The 16302-nt window shown below is 63.0% G+C and carries 17 protein-coding genes; 4 read left to right on the top strand and 13 right to left on the bottom strand.

Annotated features, from left to right (window positions below):
- Positions 1-7: 7 nt before the first annotated feature.
- The 8 genes from rnc to rpoZ all read right to left on the bottom strand — a co-directional run bounded on the left by rnc (position 8) and on the right by rpoZ (position 6551).
- Positions 8-763 (bottom strand): ribonuclease III, encoded by a 756-nt coding sequence (gene rnc, locus ACFX5Q_RS10420; RefSeq protein ID WP_404277472.1) that lies wholly within the window; start codon positions 761-763, stop codon positions 8-10.
- 2 nt (positions 764-765) lie between these two features.
- Positions 766-1515, bottom strand: a complete 750-nt coding sequence (lepB, locus tag ACFX5Q_RS10415; RefSeq protein ID WP_404277381.1) for a signal peptidase I — start codon at positions 1513-1515, stop codon at positions 766-768.
- A gap of 77 nt (positions 1516-1592) precedes the next feature.
- Positions 1593-2006 carry a holo-ACP synthase gene (acpS, locus tag ACFX5Q_RS10410; RefSeq protein ID WP_404277380.1) on the bottom strand — a complete coding sequence of 138 codons (414 nt, stop codon included), beginning with the start codon at positions 2004-2006 and terminating at the stop codon, positions 1593-1595.
- Positions 2003-2587 carry a DUF2062 domain-containing protein gene (locus ACFX5Q_RS10405; RefSeq protein WP_040582772.1) on the bottom strand — a complete coding sequence of 195 codons (585 nt, stop codon included), beginning with the start codon at positions 2585-2587 and terminating at the stop codon, positions 2003-2005. The genes acpS and ACFX5Q_RS10405 overlap by 4 nt, the downstream gene beginning before the upstream one ends.
- 156 nt (positions 2588-2743) lie before the next feature.
- Positions 2744-3127 (bottom strand): VOC family protein, encoded by a 384-nt coding sequence (locus ACFX5Q_RS10400; protein ID WP_404277379.1) that lies wholly within the window; start codon positions 3125-3127, stop codon positions 2744-2746.
- A 79-nt stretch (positions 3128-3206) separates the two neighbouring features.
- Complete coding sequence (gene pyrE / locus ACFX5Q_RS10395; protein WP_006202229.1) at positions 3207-3785, bottom strand: orotate phosphoribosyltransferase; 579 nt, start codon at positions 3783-3785, stop codon at positions 3207-3209.
- A 24-nt stretch (positions 3786-3809) separates the two neighbouring features.
- A complete protein-coding gene (locus ACFX5Q_RS10390) occupies positions 3810-6038 on the bottom strand; it encodes a RelA/SpoT family protein (RefSeq protein ID WP_404277378.1) in 2229 nt (742 codons plus the stop codon).
- A gap of 111 nt (positions 6039-6149) precedes the next feature.
- Complete coding sequence (gene rpoZ / locus ACFX5Q_RS10385) at positions 6150-6551, bottom strand: DNA-directed RNA polymerase subunit omega (RefSeq protein ID WP_006202227.1); 402 nt, start codon at positions 6549-6551, stop codon at positions 6150-6152.
- Between the two features lie 315 nt (positions 6552-6866).
- Between rpoZ and ACFX5Q_RS10380 the strand changes: the two genes are divergently transcribed.
- Together ACFX5Q_RS10380 and ACFX5Q_RS10375 are read left to right on the top strand one after the other, a co-directional pair.
- Positions 6867-7448 (top strand): NYN domain-containing protein, encoded by a 582-nt coding sequence (locus tag ACFX5Q_RS10380; RefSeq protein ID WP_404277377.1) that lies wholly within the window; start codon positions 6867-6869, stop codon positions 7446-7448.
- Positions 7445-8116 carry a uracil-DNA glycosylase gene (locus ACFX5Q_RS10375; protein WP_404277376.1) on the top strand — a complete coding sequence of 224 codons (672 nt, stop codon included), beginning with the start codon at positions 7445-7447 and terminating at the stop codon, positions 8114-8116. The genes ACFX5Q_RS10380 and ACFX5Q_RS10375 overlap by 4 nt, the downstream gene beginning before the upstream one ends.
- Here the strand turns inward: ACFX5Q_RS10375 and ACFX5Q_RS10370 are convergent.
- The 3 genes from ACFX5Q_RS10370 to dapA form a co-directional block, all read right to left on the bottom strand.
- Entirely contained in the window at positions 8085-8825 is a 741-nt protein-coding gene (locus tag ACFX5Q_RS10370; protein ID WP_404277375.1) for a GH25 family lysozyme, read from the bottom strand. The genes ACFX5Q_RS10375 and ACFX5Q_RS10370 overlap by 32 nt on opposite strands.
- A gap of 91 nt (positions 8826-8916) precedes the next feature.
- Positions 8917-9396, bottom strand: coding sequence for an SsrA-binding protein SmpB (gene smpB, locus ACFX5Q_RS10365; RefSeq protein WP_404277374.1), 480 nt, complete (start codon positions 9394-9396; stop codon positions 8917-8919).
- Between the two features lie 25 nt (positions 9397-9421).
- Positions 9422-10303 (bottom strand): 4-hydroxy-tetrahydrodipicolinate synthase, encoded by an 882-nt coding sequence (gene dapA, locus ACFX5Q_RS10360; protein WP_404277470.1) that lies wholly within the window; start codon positions 10301-10303, stop codon positions 9422-9424.
- A 301-nt stretch (positions 10304-10604) separates the two neighbouring features.
- On the opposite strand from dapA, the gene ACFX5Q_RS10355 reads away from it, so the two are divergent.
- Both ACFX5Q_RS10355 and ACFX5Q_RS10350 read left to right on the top strand, forming a co-directional pair.
- Positions 10605-12650: a lytic transglycosylase domain-containing protein gene (locus tag ACFX5Q_RS10355; RefSeq protein WP_404277468.1), complete on the top strand. Its 2046-nt coding sequence runs from the start codon at positions 10605-10607 to the stop codon at positions 12648-12650.
- Between the two features lie 85 nt (positions 12651-12735).
- Positions 12736-13635, top strand: coding sequence for an alpha/beta fold hydrolase (locus ACFX5Q_RS10350; RefSeq protein WP_404277373.1), 900 nt, complete (start codon positions 12736-12738; stop codon positions 13633-13635).
- Positions 13636-13695: 60 nt separating this feature from the next.
- Here the strand turns inward: ACFX5Q_RS10350 and ACFX5Q_RS10345 are convergent, their stop codons facing one another.
- Positions 13696-14775 carry a tyrosine-type recombinase/integrase gene (locus ACFX5Q_RS10345; protein WP_404277372.1) on the bottom strand — a complete coding sequence of 360 codons (1080 nt, stop codon included), beginning with the start codon at positions 14773-14775 and terminating at the stop codon, positions 13696-13698.
- Positions 14776-15014: 239 nt separating this feature from the next.
- On the bottom strand, positions 15015-16181 hold the full coding sequence (locus ACFX5Q_RS10340; protein WP_404277371.1) for a porin: 1167 nt from the start codon (positions 16179-16181) through the stop codon (positions 15015-15017).
- Positions 16182-16302 lie beyond the last annotated feature (121 nt).

Raw genomic sequence — 16302 nt, 5'->3', positions numbered from 1 at the left:
TTTGAATCTACGCATCGTGCTCTCCAAAAATCGATTCCGATTTTTGGGCCGATGCGACCCAGACGCCTTCGCGCATAAGCAGTGCAGCGGCGGCCGCCTGCTCGGCCTCTCGCTTGGAGCGGCCACTGCCAATGGCCGGCGCAAACTGGCCAACCTTGACGCTGACTGTGAACAGCGGATCGTGGTCAGGCCCTTCGCGGCTGTCGATGCGGTAGGCCGGCATGGCGCCCGCCGCCGCCTGATGCGCCCATTCCTGCAATTCGGTCTTGGCATCGCGACGAGCGGCGCCGATTGCCAGCGAGCGTGGCTGCCAGAATTTATGGATGAAGGCGCGAGCCGCCTCCAGGCCACCGTCGAGATAGAGCACGGCGATCAGCGATTCCAGCGCATCGGCGCGCAAATTGACGCGCTTGCGCCCGTCGAGACCGCGCACGTCGGAACCGGCGCGGATCAGCTCCGGCAGCCCGATCTCCTCGGCGATCTCGGACAGCGCCTCGGCATTGACCAGTGCGTTCAGCCGAAGCGACAATTCGCCCTCGGCGGCGTCCGGAAATGCCGCGAGCAGCATGTCGGCGACGACAAGGCCGAGAACGCGGTCGCCGAGGAACTCGAAGCGCTCATAGTCGACGCCGGCATGGGTGGAGCGGGCGCTGGCATGGGTCAGCGCGCGCTGCAGACGCTGGCGGTCGGCAAAGGCGTGGCCGGTGCGCTGCATCAACGCTTCGGCGAGCGCATCGGCGGTCAACCGCTTTGTCGCCACCATGCCTAGTCGACGAAGTTGAACAGGCGCGACACGCGCATCAGCGACGGCCATTTCCAGATCTCGAGCGGGCTGGCGCCGTCGGCGATCGAGAAGAAGATGATGTTGGCGCGGCCGACCAAATTCTCCTCCGGCACAAAGCCGACGGTGAAGCGGCTGTCGGAGGAATTGTCGCGATTGTCGCCCATCATGAAATAATGGCCGGGCGGCACGTCGAATTCGCGCGTGTTGTCGCCGATCGAATTGGGCGTCAGGTCGAGCGTGTCATAGGAGACGCCGTTGGGCAGCGTCTCGCGATAGACGTCGACTGGGCCCTGGGCCTCGGTGATGTCGGGGTTGTCGATCTGTCCCGTCTTTACGCGCGGCACGCCGACGCCATTGATGAAGAGCTGACCGTCCCTAACCTGGATCTTGTCGCCCGGCAGCCCGACGACGCGCTTGATGTAGTCGACGGACGGGTCCGGCGGGAACTTGAACACTGCGACATCGCCGCGCTTCGGCGCCGCGCCCCAGATGCGGCCCGAGAAGATGTCGGGGCCGAACGGCAGCGAATAGTGCGAATAGCCGTAGGACCATTTGGTGACGAACAGATAGTCGCCTTCGAGCAGGGTCGGCCGCATCGACCCGGACGGGATCGAAAACGGCTGGAACAGGAGCGTGCGGATGACCAGCGCAAGCACCAACGCCTGAATGATGACGCTGACGGTTTCGCCAAGCCCGCCGGATTTCTTCTCGGATTTTTCAGCCACGCTCATGTCGTCCTCGATTGTGCGTTGGATGGTATAGAGTCTCGGCGCGCGCTGGGCAACGTCATGCCGGTGGTCAGATGCAATCAATGTGGCGCTTGTTCGACGGGCAACGCCTCAATGATCACAAAGGCTTGAGCAAGCGGAAAATCATCGGTGATGGTGAGGTGGATTGCCGCGCGGTGCCCTTCCGGCAGGATCTTGTCCAACCTGGCAGCCGCGCCGCCGGTCAGTGCCATGGTCGGCTTGCCGCTGGCAAGGTTGACGACGCCCATGTCGCGCCAGAACACGCCTTGCGCCAGGCCGGTGCCGAGCGCCTTGGCACAGGCCTCCTTGGCAGCGAAGCGCTTGGCATAGGAGGCAGCGCGCCCGTGGCGGGCTTCTGAGCGGGCCTGCTCGACCTCGGTGTAGATGCGCTGGATGAAGCGCTGGCCATGCCGCTCCAGCGACTTCTCGATGCGTCTGATATCGATCAGGTCGCTGCCAATGCCGATGATCATTCCGCGGGAACTTCCCGTCCGCCATGCCTGGCCTTCTGCGCCCGCTCGTCCATGCGCCTCTTCCGCTGCTCGCGAAAGACGGTCATGCCCCAGCGTGTGATGCCGTAGAACACAAACCCGAAGACCAGGCCAAGCGGTACGGCGCCGATCAGCATCGGCTCCAGCACCGGGTGCCACAACCTCGCAAACGAAAGCGTGTGCATCATTTCGCCAAGATGTTCAGGTGGCCCATGCTTTGGCAGGTGCTCGTGCAGGATCAGCTTGCCGGTCTCCCAGGATGCGCCCCACAGCAGTGGGAAGGTCAGCGGATTGCCGAAGAACACCGCGCCGAGCGCGGCAGCCACCAGATTGCCGGCGATCACCCAGCAAAGCACGGCGGCGATGACGAAGTGAAAGCCGAGCGGGAAGAAGGAGGCGAAGACACCGGCCGAGACACCGGCGGCGACCGCGTGCGGTGTGGCCTTCAGTCGGAGAATCCGCTTGGAGAAATACTGCAGCGAACGAGAGAACGAGCGGCGCGGCCACAGATAGGTACGCACCCGCTCCAAAAGGCCATCAGGCTCGCGGCGTCGAAAAAGCACTCTGTTCCAGTTCCTGATTTATCAACGCCGGCAACTCCGGCCAACCCGGCCGGGGCGCCACAGCCATATCTTGCGCTTTGAGGTCCCAAAGGCAACAACGACTTTGATATAGCGACGCGCCGGCCGAAGAACAACTGATGGGCTGAGCCGAGGCGGCTAGTTCAAATACTCGCTGACCTCGACGAGATTGCCGTCCGGATCACGGAAGTAGACGGACATCATCGGGCCGCGGGCGCCGGTACGCTCGACCGGACCGACTTCGACGGCGACGCCATTGGCTGCCAGGCTGGCGCAGATCTCGGCGAGCGGCCGGGCGGCAACGAGGCAGAAATCGCCGGCGCCAGTTGTCGGCGCCTTGGCCTTCGGCTCGAAGGTGCGGCCCACCTGATGCAGATTGATCTTCTGCGATCCGAAGAGCAACGCCGTCGGCCGGTTCGGCTCGTCGTGGCGCTTCATGCCAAGCACACGTTGGTAGAAGGCACAGCTGTCGTCCACCGAGCGGACCGTCAGCACGAAATGGTCGATGCCGGCGATCATCACGGCGTCGCGGACAGCGCGCGTCGCTCCCGAAGAGATTCAGGCGACGCGCTCAAGTGATTGTTTTCGTACATGGACGACATCAGATGTTGCGGCTGCCGGGCTTGACGGCCGGTATGGCGGCGAGTTCGGGCGGCAGCCGGTCGGCCGGATAGGCAGGAACCTCATATTCGGCCAGCGCGATCAGCGGGACGCCGACATCGGTCTTGCCGGCCGAACGGTCGATGATGCAGGCGGCCGCCACCACCTCGGCGCCAAGTTCGCGCAGGCAGTCGATGGTCTCGCGGATCGACAGGCCGGTGGTGACGATGTCCTCGACGATGACGACGCGCGATCCCCTGGCGATCTCGAAGCGGCGCAGCCTGAACTCGCCCCCTTCCCGCTCGACCCAGATCGCCGGCGCGCCGAGATGGCGCGAGGTCTCATAGGCCGGGATCAGTCCGCCGATCGCCGGGCCGACGACATAATCGATCCGGCCGGGCACGCCCTTGCGGATCTTTTCGGCCAGCGCACTGCACAGGCGCTCGGTCTTGTCGGCATGCATGAAGACGCGGGCCTTCTGCAGGAAGACCGGGCTGCGCAGGCCCGACGTCAGGATGAAATGGCCTTCGAGAACGGCGCCGGCCTCGCGGAAAATGCCCAGCACTTCGTCGGTGTTCATCCTGCCTTGTCCCTAAAAAGATTGTCAGCCATTGACGCGCCGCGCGTCGCTGACGCTCGAATTGTCCTTGAGCTGCGACAGCAGCCGGTTGAGGTGCTTCAGATCCCAGACTTCGAGATCGATCAGCATTTCGGTGAAGTCGGGCGCGGTGCGCACCATCGACAATGTATGGATGTTGGCGTCGTTGGAGGCAACGACCTGGGCGATGTCGGCGAGCGAGCCCGGCGCGTTGATGGCGGTGACCGAGACGCGCGCAGGGAACCGCTCCTTGGTGCGCTCGTCAATGTCCCAGCGCACGTCGATCCAGCGCTCGGGCTGGTCGTCGAAGGCCTGCAGAGCCGGCGACTGGATCGGATAGATGGTAATGCCGGTTCCCGGCTGCACGATGCCGACGATGCGGTCGCCGGGCACAGCGCCTTCCGGCGCGAAGCGCACCGGCAGGTCGCCGCGCACGCCGCGGATTGGTACGGCGCCGTCCCGCGGCTGGTCCTTGTCCTTGCGTGCCGCGCGGCCCGGGATCTGGAACAGCATGCCGGCGGCATTGCGGATCTTCGACCAGCCTTCCTCGCGCTGCTTGGGCGCGGCAACGGTGACGCGTTCGTCCTTGTAGTCGGGGAACACCGCCTTCATGACGTCGGACGAGGCCAACTCGCCGCGTCCGACCGAGGCCAGCACGTCCTCGATATCCTTGCGTGCCAGCCGGTGCAGCACCGGCTTCAGGCCTTCCTTGGTGAAGGTCTTGCCGGCGCGCTCGAAGGCGCGTTCGAGGATGCGGGCGCCGAGACCCGAATATTGCTTGCGGATGGCATTCTTGGTGGCACGGCGGATGGCGGATCGCGCCTTGCCGGTGACGACGACCGATTCCCAGGCCGCCGGTGGCACCTGCGCCTTGGAGCGGATGATCTCGACCTCGTCGCCGTTCTTCAGTTCCGTCATCAGCGGCATGATGCGGCCGTTGACCTTGGCGCCGACGCAGGTGTCGCCGACATCGGTGTGCACGGCATAGGCGAAGTCGATGGGCGTGGCGCCGCGCGGCAGCGCGATCAGCATGCCCTTCGGCGTGAAGCAGAACACCTGGTCCTGGAACAGTTCCAGCTTGGTGTTCTCGAGGAAATCCTCGGGATTGTCGCCTTCGGCCAGCTGCTCGATGGTGCGCCGCAGCCAGGCATAGGCGTTGGTCTCCTTCGAGATCGCGTGGGCGGCACCGTTCGTCTTGCCGCCGGTGTCCTTGTAGATCGAATGCGCGGCGACGCCATATTCGGCGATCTTGTTCATCTCGCGGGTGCGGATCTGCAATTCGACGCGCTGGCGCGAGGGGCCCACGATGGTGGTGTGGATCGAACGGTAGTCGTTCTGCTTCGGCGTCGAGATGTAGTCCTTGAAGCGGCCGGGCACCATCGACCAGGCGGTGTGGATGGCGCCGAGCGCGCGGTAGCAGTCCTCGAGGGTGTCGACGACGACGCGAAAGCCGAAGATGTCGGACAGCTGCTCAAAGGACAGCGCCTTGGCTTCCATCTTGCGGAACACCGACCACGGCTTCTTCTGCCGGCTCTTCACGCTGGCCTTGATCGCATGCTTTTCGAACAGCGTGGACAGCGACTTCTCGATCTCGGACAGCACGCCCTTGTTGCGCTCGAATATCTCGGCGAGCCTTGCGGTGACGGCGCGGTAGGCTTCCGGATTGATGTAGCGGAAGGCGATCTCCTCCAGCTCCTCGCGCATGCCTTGCATGCCCATGCGGCCGGCAAGCGGCGCATAGATCTCCATCGTCTCCTCGGCGATGCGCAGGCGCTTGGCCTCCGGCACATGGTCGAGGGTGCGCATGTTGTGCAGGCGGTCGGCGAGCTTGACCAGAAGCACGCGCACATCTTCCGAGATCGCCAGCAGCAGCTTGCGCAGGTTCTCCGCCTGCTCGGCCTTCTTGGAGACGAGGTCGAGCTTCTTCAGCTTGGTGAGGCCCTCGACCAGCTTGCCCATTTCCGGGCCGAACAGCTCGTCGATCTCGGCCCTGGTCGCGGTCGTGTCCTCGATCGTATCGTGCAGCAAGGCGACGGCGATCGTCGCCTCGTCCATGTGCATTTCGGTGAGGATGGCGGCGACTTCGAGCGGATGCGAGAAATAAGGATCGCCGGAGGCGCGCTTCTGATGGCCATGCTTCTGCATGGCATAGACATAGGCCTTGTTGAGCAACGCCTCGTTGACGTCAGGCTTGTAGCGCTGGACGCGCTCGACAAGCTCATACTGACGCATCATGGGCGGGATCTCGCGGTGCTGAAATGAATCATGCGCCGAATATGCATCCGGCGCATGTCATAGATAGCCACGAAACTGCCGACGCGAAAGTGTCGGCAGCGTCGGCGAAGATCAATAGTCGTCGCTTTTTTCCGGCGGGACCAGGCCTTCGATGCCGGCAAGCAGATCTTCCTCGGTCATGCGGTCGAAAGCGATGTTGTCCTCGGCGTCGTCGGCATCGGTCGCCGCAACGGCGGTGCCGGTCTGGTCGGCAATCACCTCGCCGTCGGCTTCCGGCTCGTCGACCTCGACATGCTTCTGCAGCGAGTGGATCAGGTCTTCCTTGAGGTCGTCGGGCGACAGCGTCTCGTCGGCGATCTCGCGCAGAGCGATGACCGGGTTCTTGTCGTTGTCGCGCGGCACGGTGATCTGCGCGCCCTGGCTGATCTGGCGGGCGCGGTGGCCGGCCAGAAGCACGAGCTCGAAGCGGTTGTCGACCTTGTCGATGCAATCTTCAACGGTTACGCGGGCCATGAATTGCCCCTTTCAGCCTGGATTTGATGGAAAACAGGCGCGGTCCATAACCCGAACGCCGCCGAAATACAAGCTTCTTGGCAATACCCGCCCCTGGTCCGGGCGGGGGGCGGATCGGCACCAGATCTGGCGACACGCCTGGCTGCGACGATTGCGCACCGATCACAATTGCTTGCAATGCGGCAAGGCAGCTTGGATTGCCGTAAAACTGGCGCTATCTCGGATAAGGAAGGCCATAAGGTCTATTTTCAGAGACCGGCCGATAGTCACGCACGCATTTAGACGACCGCCTATTTTCGAAAAGGAAATTTTTCCATGTTCGACCCTCGTGAGAAAATCGCCCTTTTTATCGACGGCGCCAATCTCTACGCCACCTCGCGGGCGCTGGGTTTCGACATCGACTATCGCAAGCTTTTGTCGAGCTTCCAGAAGCGCGGCTATCTGCTGCGCGCCTACTATTACACGGCGCTGGTCGAGGATCAGGAATATTCCTCGATCCGGCCGCTGATCGACTGGCTCGACTATAACGGTTTCAAGGTGGTGACCAAGCCAGCCAAGGAGTTCACCGACTCGACCGGCCGCCGCAAGATCAAGGGCAATATGGACATCGAACTGACCGTCGATGCGCTGGAACTCGCCGATGTCGTCGACCACTACGTCATCTTCTCCGGCGATGGCGATTTCCGCACCCTGGTCGAGGCGCTGCAGCGGCGCGGCCGCAAGGTCTCGATCGTCTCCACCATGGCCTCGCAGCCGCCAATGATCTCCGACGATCTGCGCCGTCAGGCCGATCACTTCATCGACCTGATGACACTGAAGAACGAAGTCGGCCGCGATCCGTCCGAGCGGCCGGTGCGCCGGCCCGAGCCTGCCGAAGTCGACGAGGACGATTTTTGACGGCGGCGGCCTTGGTCGCCGCCTCCTCCCCCGAACCCGGCCGCGACTGCCCGCTCTGCCCGCGGCTGCATGATTTCATCGCCGACTGGCGGCAACGTGAACCGTCCTGGTTCAACGCGCCGGTGCCGACCTTCCTGCCGCCCGAAGGCGAGGACGCCGTCAGGCTTTTGATCGTCGGGCTGGCGCCGGGTCTGCGCGGCGCAAACCGCACGGGGCGCCCCTTCACGGGCGACTATGCCGGCGACCTGCTCTATTCGACGCTGATCGCGCATGGTTTTGCGCGCGGCGAGTTCAAGGCGCGGCCGGACGATGGGCTGGAGCTTGTCGGCACGGCGATCACCAATGCCGTGCGCTGCGTGCCGCCGGAAAACAAGCCGGTGGGTGCGGAGATCGCCACCTGCCGGACGTTCCTGGTGCCGACCATTGCGCGCTTTCCCAATCTGCGCGCCGTGCTGGCGCTGGGCTCGATCGCGCATCAGTCGACGGTGCGGGCGCTGGGCGGGCGCGTCGTCGCCTATCCGTTCCGGCATGGCGGACAGCAGCAGGTCGGCGCCGTCACGCTGTTCTCCAGCTATCACTGCTCGCGCTACAACACCAATACCGGCGTTTTGACGGAAGCGATGTTCGTCAATGTGTTCAGGGAGATCGCGGGGTTTCTGCGGAGATAGAGTCGGGCTTGGCAAAGAGTTCCGCCAGCCTCTCCTGCCCGCCCTGCAGGACGTTCAGGTCGACATCGCCGCTGATGCCATCGACGCGACCGCTGTTGTGGTACTGCCAGTAAATCCAGTCGTCATGGCCTGGCCACAGCGCCAGTGAACGGACCCAGCGCTGGCGGCTGGCGATCTGTCCGGAATAGGCATCCGCCGCCTCGTCGATCAGATAGATGATCGCCGGCTTACCGAAGGCTGCCTCCACCGGACCGAGGAAAGCTTGGAGTTCTGCGTTCAACTGTTCGGGCGACGGCCGTTTCGGGCAATTGCCTCCGAATTCGATATCCACAACCGGCGGCAGCAGCGGCCCTTCGCGCGGCACTACCGAAATGAAGTTCTTCGCCTGGTCGGCGCCCGGCCGACAGAAGGTGAAGAAGTGATAGGCGCCGACCGCGAGCCCGGCGGCGCGGGCCTCGCGCAAATTGGCGGCGAAGGCATCGTCGACATGATCACCGCCTTCGGTCGCCTTGATGACGGCAAAGGCGACATCGTCGGCGGCTACGCGCCGCCAATCGATCTGGTGCTGATGATGGGAAACGTCGATGCCCCTGACCGGATATCTGTCGCGGTCCGGCGAGAAGGTGCGGAAGTAGAGAAAACCACCCGCTGCGACGAGACCCGCAAGGACCAAGCCAGCCGCGCCCCAGAGGATGATCCGGTTCTTCAAGACTATCCCCTATTGCGCTTCGCAGGCTCCGCTGTTCGAAAAACTTGAAAGCCAAACGCTTGGCTTTTTTCAGGCTATCGCCTGATGCTTGTCACCCACGATCCTTCAGCAACCGGCCCTTCTCGCGCGACCAGTCGCGCTGCTTTTCGGTCTCGCGCTTGTCGTGCAGCTTCTTGCCGCGGCCGACGGCGAGCAAGAGCTTGGCGCGGCCCTGGTCGTTGAAATAGATCTTCAGCGGCACCAGCGTCATGCCTTCGCGGTCGACGCTCTGCGACAGTTTCGCCATCTCGCGCTTGTTGAGCAGCAGCTTGCGGCGCCGGCGCGGCTCGTGGTTGAAGCGGTTGGCCTGCAGATATTCCGGCAGATAGGAGTTGATCAGCCAGATCTCGCCGCCCTCGACCGAGGCGTAGCTGTCCTGGATGTTGGCCTGGCCCTGACGCAGCGACTTGACCTCGGTGCCGGTCAGCACCAGACCGGCCTCAATCGTGTCGAGCACCTCATAGGAAAACCGCGCCTTGCGGTTTTCCGCAACGGTCTTGTTGTTGGGATCGGCTTTTCTGACTTGATTCATGATGTGGAGAGGTGGCGCCTCATCCCTAATTTATCAAGCCGGCATGCTTCATCGCCTGATCGATCTTCTCGGCAGTCGATGCCTCGATCGTCACCAGCGGCGAGCGCACGACGTTTTCGACCTTGCCCAGCTTCGACAGCGCATATTTGGCGCCACACAGGCCAGGCTCGGTAAAGATCGCCTTGTGCAGCGGTAACAACCGATCCTGCAGGTCGAGCGCCCTGGCGCTGTCGCCGGAAAGGGTGGCTTCCTGGAATTCGGCGCAGAGTCTCGGCGCGACATTCGACGTCACCGAGATGCAGCCGACGCCGCCATGGGCGTTGAAGCCGAGTGCGGAGGCGTCCTCGCCGGAAAGCTGGATGAAATCCTTGCCGCATGTGGCGCGCTGCTCGGAAACGCGCTCGACCTTGCCGGTGGCATCCTTGACGCCGACGATGTTCTTGAAGTCGTGTGCCAGCTGGCCCATCGTCTCCGGGCTCATGTCGATCACCGAGCGCGGCGGGATGTTGTAGATGATGATCGGCAGGCTGGTCGCCTTGGCGACGGCGGCGAAATGCGCATAGAGACCGCGCTGCGTCGGCTTGTTGTAATAAGGCGTGACGACGAGAGCCGCATCGGCGCCCGCCTTCTCGGCATATTGCACCAGCCCGACGGCCTCTTCGGTGTTGTTGGAGCCGGCACCGGCGACGACCGGAACGCGCCCGTTGGCGACTTCGATGCACACCTTGACGACCTGGCGATGCTCGTCATGCGATAGCGTCGGCGACTCGCCTGTGGTGCCGACGGGCACCAGCCCGGTTGTGCCTTCAGCGAGCTGCCATTCGACGAACGCGCGAAAGGCTTTCTCGTCGAAACGCCCGCTCTTTTCGAACGGTGTCACGAGCGCGGTCAGCGAGCCTCTCAGCATGTCGTCCAACTCCTTGGGACTTTGTTGGTTATGCATGTCGTTGTCCCAAAACCGGTATCCACTTTTGGGCGACATGCATTCGAGTTTTGTCGGTCGGTCTATGGTGCGCGCCTTCTAGCCGAAAGCGAAGCCGCGCACCATAGTCTCGACATTGTTGCGCGGCAAGCATTGCCATGGTGCCAGTGTCGGCAATTCGAACGACCTAGATGAGCTTTTGTTCACGGGCTTTTCACCACCGAAGTCTAGGCTGCAACGCTTCCGTGCCTGCTGGTAGTGTGCACGAACAGGAATGACGAAAACCATGCCGACCAGGCGGTCCCATCGTTTTGCGCTTCTGGGCGCCACGCTTGCGCTGATCCCAGTCGCGGCGATCGGCGGTGGCGTCGATGTGCATCTGACGTCGGCGATCCCGATGCCCGACTTGCAGAGCCAGTCAGATCCGGGCCAGCCGGATGCGCGCCCCTCGCCCAGCGTCGCCCCGCTGAAGAGCGGCCTCGACAGGCTGGCGGCCAACGACATTGGCGGCGCGCGCCAGATGCGCGAGGCACTGCCGGCCGATTCGCTCGACCGCCATATCCTTGCCTGGGCGATCGCGCTCTATGGCGGCGACCAGGTGCCGAGCGGCGACATCGCCGACGCCGCCAAGATGCTGCCGAACTGGCCGGGCACGATCGCGCTGCGCAAGAACAGCGAGCGCGCGCTCTATCGCGAGAACCCCTCGCCGCAGACCGTGGTGAAGGCATTCGACGGCAGCCAGCCGCTGACACCGGAAGGCGTGATCATCCTTGCCCGCTCCTATGTCGCGCTGGGCAATGCCAAGGCAGCGCGTTCGGTGCTGTCGCCATTCTGGCGCATGGAAAGGCTCGAGGCCAAGGACGAGACTGCGGTCATCAAGGAGTTCGGCGCGCTGATCCCGGCCGCCGACCATCGCTTCCGCATGGAGCGCATGTTCTATGCCGACAGGGTCAGCTCGGCGTTGCGCGTCGCCGGCCTCGCCGGCGCCCAGCCGCTAGCCGATGCCTGGGCGGCCGTGTCCAAGGGCGACAAGAATGCGGCCAAGCTGCTGAAGGCCGTGCCCGCCGCGCAGCGTTCGGCCGGCTATTTCTTTGCGCAGGCCGAATATCTGCGCAAGCAGCAGAAGTTTTCCGACGCCGCGGCGATCGTGATGAAGGTGCCGAGCGACCGCGAGGCTCTGGTCGATCCCGATGCCTGGTGGGTGGAGCGCCGGGTGCTGGCGCGCGAGCTGGTCGACCAGGGCGACATGAAGACCGCCTACAGAATTGTCGCCGCGCATGCCGCCGAAGGTGCCGCCAACGCCGCCGAGGCCGAATTCCATGCCGGCTGGTACGCGCTGCGCGGCCTCAACGATCCCGCCACCGCCGCCACGCATTTCGCGCGCATTGCCAACCTGGCGCAGGGGCCGATGTCGCTGTCGCGCGCCTATTACTGGCTCGGCCGCGCGGCAGAGGTCGGTGGCCCCGGCAACGCCACGGACTATTTCTCTCGCGCCGCCGCCTACGGCACCACCTTCTACGGCCAGCTTGCCGGCGAGCGGGTCGGTTTGAGGAGCCTCAACATCATGTATCCGCAGCCGAGTGCGGCTGACCGGAAAAACTTCGTAATCCGAGAAGCTGTCAGCGCCATCGTGCGGCTGCAGGAGGCAGGCTACGACCGCTATGCCGAGACGCTCTACCGCGACCTCGCCGGGCAGCTGACCAGTCCGGGCGAACTGGCGCTGCTCGCCGTGCTGGCGGAAAAGCAGGGCAACCATTTCATGGCGCTGAAAATCGGCAAGATCGCCGGCGCGCGGGGCATCGATGTCGGGGCACTGTCGCATCCGCTGGGTGTCATTCCCGACACCGCCAACATCTCCGGCTCTGGCAAGGCGCTGGCCTATGCGATCGCGCGCCAGGAAAGCGAGTTCAATGTCGGCGCCGTCTCCAGCGCCGGCGCGCGCGGGCTGCTGCAATTGATGCCGGGCACCGCCAGGCAACTGGCGAAGAAGGCTGGACTGACGTTTTCGCAGACCCGGCTGACCAGCGATGCCGGCTATAATGCGACGCTGGGCGCGGCCTTCCTCGGCGAACAGCTCGCCCGCTTCGACGGGTCCTATGTGCTGACCTTCGCCGGCTACAATGCCGGCCCCAACCGCGCCGCCCAATGGGTGGCCAAATATGGCGACCCGCGCGGCAAGGACGTGGACGCCGTCGTCGACTGGATCGAGCGGATTCCCTATACGGAAACAAGAAGTTACGTACAGCGTGTGATGGAGAATTACGAGGTCTACAAGATGCGTATTTCGGGAAAGTACGACATCGTGGGAGATCTGGTGAACGGGCGGAGTTGAGGCCCTTCCTTCTCCATTTGACCGCCCCCTGCCCTCGGCTGTAGCAGTCGGAAGCGATCCGACAACGGCGGGGAATCGAGTCCATATGCAAGATCACCAAAGTTTTTCCGATTTCTTCTACACCGCCCCGGACGGCCTCAAACTGCATGCCCGCGTCTACGGCGAAGCGAATTCGGGCCATTGGCCGGTCGTCTGCCTGCCCGGCCTGACCCGCAATGCGCGCGACTTTCATGAACTGGCGCTGCATCTGTCGAGGCAGGAGAAGAACCCACGAAAAGTCATCGCCTTCGACTATCGCGGGCGCGGGCAGTCCGCCTACGACCCCGATGTGAGTCGCTATAATGTCGGTGTCGAGGCCGGTGACATCCTCGCCGGCCTGGCGGGCCTCGGCATCGAGCAAGCGGCCTTCATCGGTACGTCGCGCGGCGGGCTGATCATCCATGTGCTCGGCGCGATGCGGCCGGCCGTGCTCAAGGCCATCGTGCTGAACGACATCGGCCCAGTGATCGAAGCCGCGGGCCTTGCCCATATCCGCACTTATCTCGATCCTGCGCCAAAGCCGAAGAGCCGGACCGAGGCGCTCGATGCCCAACGCAGCGCTCATGGCGGTGACTTTCCCGCGCTGACCGAGGCGGACTGGGAGCGGATGGTGTTAGCTCTCTATCGCGAGACGGATCAGGGGCTGCTGCCGGATTTCGACCCGCGGCTGGTCGAAACGCTGGCCGGCCTCGACACCAGCAAGCCGCTACTCGATCTATGGCCGCAGTTCGAAGCGCTCGCCGCCGTGCCGCTGCTTGCCATACGCGGCGGCAACTCGAAGCTGCTGTCGGCCGGGACGCTCGAGGAGATGCAGAAGCGCCATCCTGGCATGGAGACGATCACGGTCGATGGCCAGGGCCACGCGCCTTTCCTGGAGACCGGCGGCCTGCCGGACGCCATCGCCGCATTCCTGGATCGGGCCGAACAGCAGGTTCAGGCAAAGTAAAACCCCAAAGACCAAGTCGGTCTCGGGGTCGTTGTTGCAGTATAGGAAAGTTTGGCGGAGCTATTTGGCCTTGGAGCTTTTCCCGGCCGGCTTGGTCGCCTTCGCTGTGCCCGCTTCACTCTTTTGCCTAGGCCCTGCCGATGTCGGCGTGGTCAGCGGAGACGAGAACGCCGAGTTCTCCGTGCCGCCGGTCGTCCCTTCACTGCGGGGCGTTTCCAGCACGACGACGCAGCCGTCGAGGTCGTTTGTGGCAAGATGTGCATAGCGCATGGTCATCGACAACGTCTGGTGGCCGAGCCACATCTGGACCCGCCTGATGTCGATGCCGCCCTGGACGAGTCGCGAAGCGCAGGTATGGCGCAATATATGCGGCACCACCTGTTCGTCGGCGCCGAGGCCGACCTCGGCCTTCGCATCGTTCCAGATGGCGCGATATTGCGCCTGGCTGAGCTTGGTGAACGGACCCTTCGGCCGGCGGCCTTCGGTGACCGGAAGCTTGATCACTTCCTTGACACGAGCGGTCATCGGAATGGTGCGGCTGCGGCCGGACTTGGTGATCCAGAACGAGACGCGGTGTTCCTGGATGTCGTTCCAGATCAGACCGAGCGCCTCGCCGAGGCGGCAGCCGGTGTCGACGAGGAATACGGAAAGGCGGTAAGCGTCCTCGCTGCGGCTCCTGATGGCCGCGAACAGCCTGGCCTCTTCGTCCTTTTCAAGGAAACGAATCCGTCCCGCCCGCTCCTTCTGGCGGCGGAACTCGGGCAGGCTGTGGATATCTCCCATCTTATGAGCCTTGCGCAACAGTTTGCTAAGGGCAGCCATCTTCCGGTTGATGGTCGCGTTGCTGTTGCCGCGCTGGCGCAAGGTACCGATAAGGTTGTCCAGGGTGCTTTGGTCAAAGGCGCTGAAACGCTCCCCAAGGAGGATCTCGTCTATTTCGCCAATGAAAGAGCTGACATTGTATTTATGTCGCCCGTCATCCCAAAGTATGTCTCGATAGGCTGAAAAAAGCTCTCCGACCCTATACGACTTTACTTCTCTTATCTTGTTAAAGCTGTATTTGATCTTTGAGCTTTGAGAAGAAAACATCGAAAAATGATCAGAGGGTGTTTCCTCTTGAATCGCTTCGGTCGTCATCATTCGCTGCAACCCCCGAATGGATAGATCAGCCCTATCCGCTTGGAGGCGCCCTTTCAAGAGTTTTGAATCACGCAGTTGTGATTTCATCCGCCCATCAACGGATCCCACGAAATCATCCCACGGACCCTATTCAGCTACCGATACCCCCATCCTTTCGTTTGCGTTGACCCAGTCACGAAAACAATCCAGCCCGGGCGTTGATGCGCCCGGGCTGGATTTCACCTGTATAGAACCAGCCCTTAGAACGAGCGCTGGAAGCGGAGCATACCGCCGATGTTGTTGTCGTCGTCAGCATTGGTCCAGTTGGAGAAATCGGCCTCACCGAACTTGCCTGCATGGAGGTAGTCAACTTCAGCCGTGACCGTGAAGCCGGGGACGACGTCGTAGGCGACGTTCGCCGCGATACCGAGGTTCTCACCTTCGTCATACGACACCTGGAGGTTGAACGAGGTCTTCTCGTTGATGGTGTAGGTGCCACCACCCCAGACTGCCCAGTTGCCGTCCCACTGCTTGTAGAAGCCGCGGCCGCCGGCCGGGATTGCCCAGGTCGGATCCGACAGGTTGTCGTCGGTGCCGTAGCCGCCAATGATGAACAGCGACAGGTTCTGCATCGGGGTGATGTCCAAGCGAACCTTGCCGGCGACTTCTTCGTAGTTGCTGTCATAAGCGATGACGCCGGTGATGGCGCCCCAGCCCTGCGTATACTTCAGACCGCCGACGACATGCGGAACGTAGCTGTCGATCGTACCCTTGCCGTAGAAATCAGGAGTACCGCCGCCCGAGCCTTCTTCGAGCGAGAGAACGGCGGAGAAGCCGTTGCCGGCATCGAAGTAGTACTGGATGACGTTGGTGTCGAAATCGCCGTAGGGAACCAGCGTATCCTGGATGACGTTGCCGGCGTAGCCGATGAACGTGTTGAAGGCCGATTCGTCCTTACCGACGCGCAGACCACCGAGCTGAATCCATGCGAAGTTCAGCGAGACGCCCGAGTTGCCAGCAATATTGTCAGACACGGTGGCATAGTCGTTGCGGTTGCCGAAATTCCAGCGAGTCTCGGTGTAGGTCTTCAAGGTGCCGAGTTCGGTTTCCTGGCCGGTCCAGGTCTTCAGCGTGAAGCGGGCCTTCTTGCGCCAGGTGTCATTCTCGCTACCGTCCTCCACGTCGAGGGTCTTCGCACCGTCGAACGAGCCGACGTCGCCGCCGCTGATGTCGTAACGGACATAGCCGCCGATGCGCAGGCAGGTTTCGGTGCCGGGGATGTAGAAGTAGCCCGAGCCGTAGACGTCGCAGATCTTGACGTATTCAGCCGGTTCCGGCTCGGCGACGACGACGGCGTCGGCGGCGCGCGCACCGGAAACTGCGATCAGGGCCGCAGCGGAGCCAAGGAGAAGGCTCTTGATGTTCATTTTCTGACCTCCAGTCAAAAGTTAAAAAACGGGTCTGGGTATTCTTTGCTGAAGGACAGCGTTCCCTGCCCCATCCCCACTAACCGAAAAAGATGCGCACCGCGCCGCTCCTTCGAATTCG

The organism is Mesorhizobium sp. IMUNJ 23033 (assembly GCF_044778005.1).
GTDB classification, from domain to species: Bacteria; Pseudomonadota; Alphaproteobacteria; order Rhizobiales; family Rhizobiaceae; genus Mesorhizobium; species Mesorhizobium amorphae_A.
This window is presented reverse-complemented; position numbering and strand designations above follow the sequence as displayed.